General features: G+C 38.1%; 3 protein-coding genes and 1 pseudogene. 3 read left to right on the forward strand and 1 reads right to left on the reverse strand.

Translation table 11 applies throughout. The features are described from left to right. Positions 1-674 (forward strand): annotated as a pseudogene (locus tag ACLR96_RS09700) (glutamine--tRNA ligase); the annotation flags it as partial. Between the two features lie 11 nt (positions 675-685). After that, positions 686-1840: an NAD(P)-dependent malic enzyme gene (locus tag ACLR96_RS09705; RefSeq protein ID WP_177268284.1), complete on the forward strand. Its 1155-nt coding sequence runs from the start codon at positions 686-688 to the stop codon at positions 1838-1840. Positions 1841-1974: 134 nt separating this feature from the next. On the opposite strand, the gene ACLR96_RS09710 is transcribed toward ACLR96_RS09705, so the two are convergent. Then, positions 1975-3231 (reverse strand): AI-2E family transporter, encoded by a 1257-nt coding sequence (locus ACLR96_RS09710; RefSeq protein ID WP_177268282.1) that lies wholly within the window; start codon positions 3229-3231, stop codon positions 1975-1977. 138 nt (positions 3232-3369) lie between these two features. Between ACLR96_RS09710 and ACLR96_RS09715 the strand changes: the two genes are divergently transcribed. Next, complete coding sequence (locus ACLR96_RS09715) at positions 3370-5610, forward strand: DUF3656 domain-containing U32 family peptidase (RefSeq protein ID WP_177268280.1); 2241 nt, start codon at positions 3370-3372, stop codon at positions 5608-5610. The last annotated feature ends 155 nt before the right edge of the window (positions 5611-5765 follow it).

Genomic DNA, 5765 nt, shown 5'->3' on the forward strand with positions numbered 1-5765 from the left:
ATATAGGACTTCTTGAACACTGTGTGAGAGAAGATCTCAAACAGAAAGTAGAAAATCGAAATGTGGTGGAAAATCCTATAAAAATCATTATAACAAACTATCCTGAAGATGTGACCGAAGAAATGGAAATAGAGAATAATCGTGAAGTTCCTGAAATGGGTAACAGAAAGGTCCCTTTCAGCAGGGAACTTTATGTAGACGGTGATGATTTTATGGAGATTCCTGTAAAGAAGTATTTCAGGCTTTTTCCGGGAAATGAAGTGAGATTTAAAGGCGCATATTTCATAACCTGTGATGAAGTTATTAAAAACGATGACGGAAGTATTAAGGAACTGCTTTGCACATATGACCCTGAGACTAAGAGTGGATCAGGTTTTGAGGGGCGAAAGGTTAAAGGCACAATACATTGGGTCGATGCGAGAACAGCAGTCAAAATAAAAATAAGAAATTACGATTATCTGATGATTGAAGATGAAAACGGGCAGCAAGCAATGAATCCTGAATCGCTCGTTGAAACTGTGGCGTATGCAGAACCTTCCATAGCTGAAGCGGATCCGGGAGAGAGATTCCAGTTTTTCAGAAAAGGTTATTATATAGCCGATGAAAAGCTTACGACATCTGATGAAAAAGTATTTAATAAAATAGTAGGTCTTAAAAGTTCATGGAAAAAATAGAGGTGGTTCAGATGGATTATTACAAAGCATCTCTTAAGATGCACGAAGAAAATAAAGGGAAAATGGCTGTCGCAAGTAAAGTTAAGGTGGAGACTAAGGATGATCTCTCTACTGCTTATACCCCGGGTGTTGCGGAACCATGCAGAAAAATATATGAGAATCCCGATGATGTTTACAAATACACAAACAAATCAAATACAGTGGCTGTAGTATCTGATGGATCGGCAGTTCTTGGCTTGGGGAATATAGGAGGACTTGCATCTATTCCGGTAATGGACGGAAAATCTCTGTTGTTTAAAGAGTTCGCCGGAATAGATGCTTTTCCGGTTTGTCTTGAGACTCAGGAAGTAGATGAGATAGTGAATATAGTAAAGAATATTGCGCCTACATTGGGAGGAATAAACCTGGAAGATATTTCTGCGCCGAGATGTTTTGAAATTGAAGAAAAACTTCAGTCACAGGTGAACATTCCTGTATTTCATGATGATCAGCATGGTACTGCCGTAGTAGTTTCAGCGGCCGTTATTAATGCCGCGAAACTTACGGGAAGAGATTTGAGCCGAATGAAGGCAATAATCAACGGGGCGGGAGCCGCCGGTACGGCAATAGCTAAAATGTTGATGAATCTTGGTATAGAAGATGTTGTGGCATGTGACAGCAAAGGTATCCTTACAAGGGAGCGAAATGATCTTAATGAGGCGAAAAAGCGTCTGGCGGCAGTTACCAATAAAAATCAGATAAAAGGTACACTTGCAGAGGCTGTAAAGGGCAGAGATCTTTTTATAGGAGTTTCAGCGGCAAAGGTGCTGACACAGGATATGGTAAAATCAATGAATGAAAATGCCATAATATTCGCCATGGCGAATCCGGAACCAGAAATTCTGCCCGATCTTGCCAAAGAAGCCGGAGCAGCCGTAGTGGGTACAGGCAGATCTGATTATCCTAACCAGATAAACAATGTACTTATTTTCCCGGGTATTTTCAAAGGTGCGTTAGCAGCCAGAGCTAAACGTATAACAGAAGAGATGAAAACTGCAGCGGCATTTGCTTTAGCAGGAGTTATTGAAGATAGCCAGCTTAAGCCGGATTATATAATACCGAGTGCATTTTACCCGCAAGTTGCCGACATTGTAGCTGAAGCTGTAAAAAATGCATGGAAAGAATAAAATTGACTGAATAAAAAGGGACTGTGAAAAATCACAGTCCCTTTTTATTCAGTGTATATATTTCTGCAGCATTAAAAAACATAATGGAATGCATTGCTGAATGAAATCTTTGTTCATTTTTTCCTTGACAAGCCTTATCTGGAGCTTTGTTGCTGCTCATCTCTTTCAGACCTGCTTGCAGTATTTTTTATAGCTTCTTTTTCTATTTTATGTTCTTTCTGAGTGGCCCATTTTACCACAAACACTTGTATTATACCTGCAATAGGGACAGCAAGGATCATCCACAGTATTCCGCCGAAATATCCGAAAACACTTACTGCCAACAAGACCATAAGAGGATGGAGGCCTGTAGAAGTACCTACGATTTTAGGATAAATAAGATTACAGTCTATTTGCTGGACTGCAAATAGAATCGCTACAGCCAAAACTCCGTGCCAGAAACCTTCTGTACATAGTCCCATGACAAAAGCTGGGATCATTCCGATTATAGGACCAAAGTAAGGAATGACGTTGGCGATGCCTGCGAAGATACCAATGAATACGGCAGCATCCAGTCCCATTATGGACAGACCTATAGAAGACATGATGGATACAATCAAAGCATCCAACAGAGCGCCTCTTATGAACCTTGAAAGTACACCATTTACTTCACTTAATGTTTCGGTAAGTACAGCATGACCTTTTTGCGGAAGCACAAGGTGAAGAAATTTTCTCCATAATCCTTGAAAAAACTGCTTGTCCTTCATGAGATAGATACTGATTATTATTCCTACCAGTATGTCAAAAATACTTCCTCCGATATTTGTGAAGAACGTTATTATTGAAGATGCACTGACATTATCTCCTATCCAGCTCATTATAGCATTGGCTACATCCGTCATTTTTTCCGAAAGCATTCCGTCAGGGATATTGTTGGTGATCCAGTCTCTGAAAGTGGCCTCATACTTGAGAATTCCTCCCAGAAGGTCGGAGAATGTATCTGAAAAGCTGGAAAAATTAACTTTACCGATTATCATTATGGCAAATCCAAATATTATGGCGATGACAGCTGCTATGGCCAGTAAGAATGTAACAAGCACACTAAGCAGATGACGCAGATTTTTTTTCTTTTCGGCTTTTATAGGATCTGAAGGCAAACTTATTATTTTACTCATCAGTTTTGAATCAATCAATTCGGAAAGAGGATTGAGAAGATAGGATAAAATCAGTCCGAAAATCAAAGGCCAAAGGGCATCCAGCAAAACGCACAGCCAGTGATACAAAGTGGCGGTTATATTGCCGAAATTTTTGATTATGAAAAACATTGCGCATAGAAGTATGGCATTAAATATAATAAAAAAACTTCCTCGTATAAAGCTATTGTCTTTCATCAATTCTTTTAATTTGTTCATACTCTTTCCTCCAATATTAAATTATTATATACTAATATAGTCGTGTTATCAATAAAAACCAGTGGCTCGCATGTTCTCTCAGAAAATGAATCAACATCGGCCGATAATGATTATATAGATGAAAGGAGCAATTATTAAGTGGAAATCAGAAAAATACCCGAACTGTTGGCACCCGTAGGAGGATGGCCCCAGTTAAAAGCAGCCGTTCAGAATGGAGCAGATGCTGTTTATATGGGAGGCCCTCTGTTTAATGCTAGGATAAAAGCGGAAAATTTTACTTGGGATGATATGAAGTCAGCCATAATGTATGCTCATGACCGAAATGTTCGTGTATATATCACTATAAATACTCTCATAAAAGATAGTGAACTGACCAAAGCTTTTTCATACGTTAATTTTCTGTATGGGGCAGGAGCAGATGCTGTAATTTTGCAGGATATAGGTTTAGCTCGCTTGATAAAAAAATATCTGCCTCAAATTCCTATGCATATGTCTACACAAGGGACGATCTATAATACGCAGGCGCTTGAGTGGATAAAGACTAAGGGATTTTGTAGGGTAGTTCCTGCAAGGGAACTGACGCTTGAAGATATACGCGTATTCTCTGAAAAATGCCATAGTGGCATGCAGTCATGTGAAGTGGAAGTCTTTATCCATGGGGCTTTATGTCTGTGTTATTCGGGACAATGTCATATGAGTAGAATCATTGGCGGAATCAATGGAAGGAGCGGAAACAGAGGGTTGTGTGCGCAACCTTGCAGATTGCCGTATAAAGATGAAAACGGTAATGAACAGTTTATTTTAAGCCCTAAAGATCTGTGTACCATTGAAATGATACCACAGTTATGTATGTCAGGAATAGATTCTTTAAAAATAGAAGGCAGATTAAAATCCCCACAGTATGTAGCGACAGTGACTTCTTTATATCGAAAATATCTGGATATATATAAGTTTCAAGGAACAGTGGATGTGCAGAAAGAGGATAAGGTGAAACTTCTTCAGATATTTAATCGAGGCGGTTTCAGCAGTGGATATATGTATGGCAACCAAGGTTCAAAACTGCTGTCGGGAGACAGCCCCAAAAATCAGGGTATATACATAGGAAAAGTAAAAGCCGTTAAAAAGGGAAGTACATTAATAGATATAAAACTTGACAATAGAGGAGCAGATTCAAAAGGTTACGACAAAGCTCTTTCTATAGGGGACGGGATAGAGGTTAGAGGGAAGCGTGATACGGGTAATGTAATATCATACCTGAAAGCATTGACTCCTTATTCAGTTCGCGTCGGAGATATAAAGGGAGAAGCATACCCAGGAGATAAAGTTTATAAGGTTACCGACAAAGATTTGAATATAGAAGCAGAAAATTCATATAACAGGGGCGAGAGAAAGAAATTGCCGGTGGATATGTTTTTTACTGCTAAGCTGGAAACGTATCCAGTACTGGATATAAGACAAGAAAATATCAGTGTTTCTGTAAAAGCAGATTTTATAGTTGAGAAAGCAATAAAACGTACAGTAGACAAAAAAAGAGTGGAAAAGCAGCTTAGAAAATTGGGAGATACAGTGTTTGAAGCAAAGTCTGTAGTAATAAATGCAGATGATAATATATCGATTCCGATTTCGGTAATAAATGAAATCAGAAGACAGGGAGTCGCTTCTTTGATGAAAAAAAGAAGATCGGTATATAGCAATCGTAAACCGTTGATAGAAAGAGAAATAGCAGATATAAAAAATATTGAAAATCTTGGAAACAATGATATCCTTATAACAAACTCGGAAAAACACAATGGCTTGTTCTTGTACAGCAGGGCTTCTGTAGAAAGATTTATACTGAAAGAAAACTTCGGAGATAAAGAGGCAGACAGTATTTATATTCCGCTGGAATTGTTTATGGAAGAAGAAATTTACAATAAACTTTCGGAAAGTGAAAAGAATGTTATTCCGTACATACTTAATGTCAGCAAAGGGAATCTGGATCAATATATAGAAAGTAATTTTGATGATATAACGGAGAAAACAAAGAAAACCGGAATAATGGTAGGGAATCCCGGGTGGATAATCAGATTCAGAGATGCAGGCATAAAAGTATATGGAGGATATGGACTTAATGTATATAATGTACAAAGCCTTAAAACGTTTAATGAAGATGGCGTTGATATAAGAGCTTATTCTCACGAAGAGGATGAATATTGCAGCGGAGATATTCCGCTGATGATAACAGAGCATCCGATAACTTTAAGTTATTTTACCGACAGAAAAGGGGCTGAATATATTACGATGAGGTGGCATAGCAAAGACAAGTATTTGATATTTGAAAAAGCCAGAAAGGCCAGCGTTTGCAATGCCAAAAGAAACTTCATGACATATATAAGATAATAAGTATTGCAATTCAAAAAAGAGGGATTTCATATTTATGGAATAAAAAATGAATAAAAATTAAAAAACATGTTGACAACAAGATATAACTCTGATAATATAAACAAGCTGTCACGGCAGAGAGGAAAACAACGGAAAATAACGACGAAAAAAAG

Origin of the sequence: Lentihominibacter sp. (assembly GCF_046951855.1) — a bacterium.
In the GTDB taxonomy this organism is placed as follows: Bacteria; Bacillota; Clostridia; order Peptostreptococcales; family Anaerovoracaceae; genus Lentihominibacter; species Lentihominibacter hominis.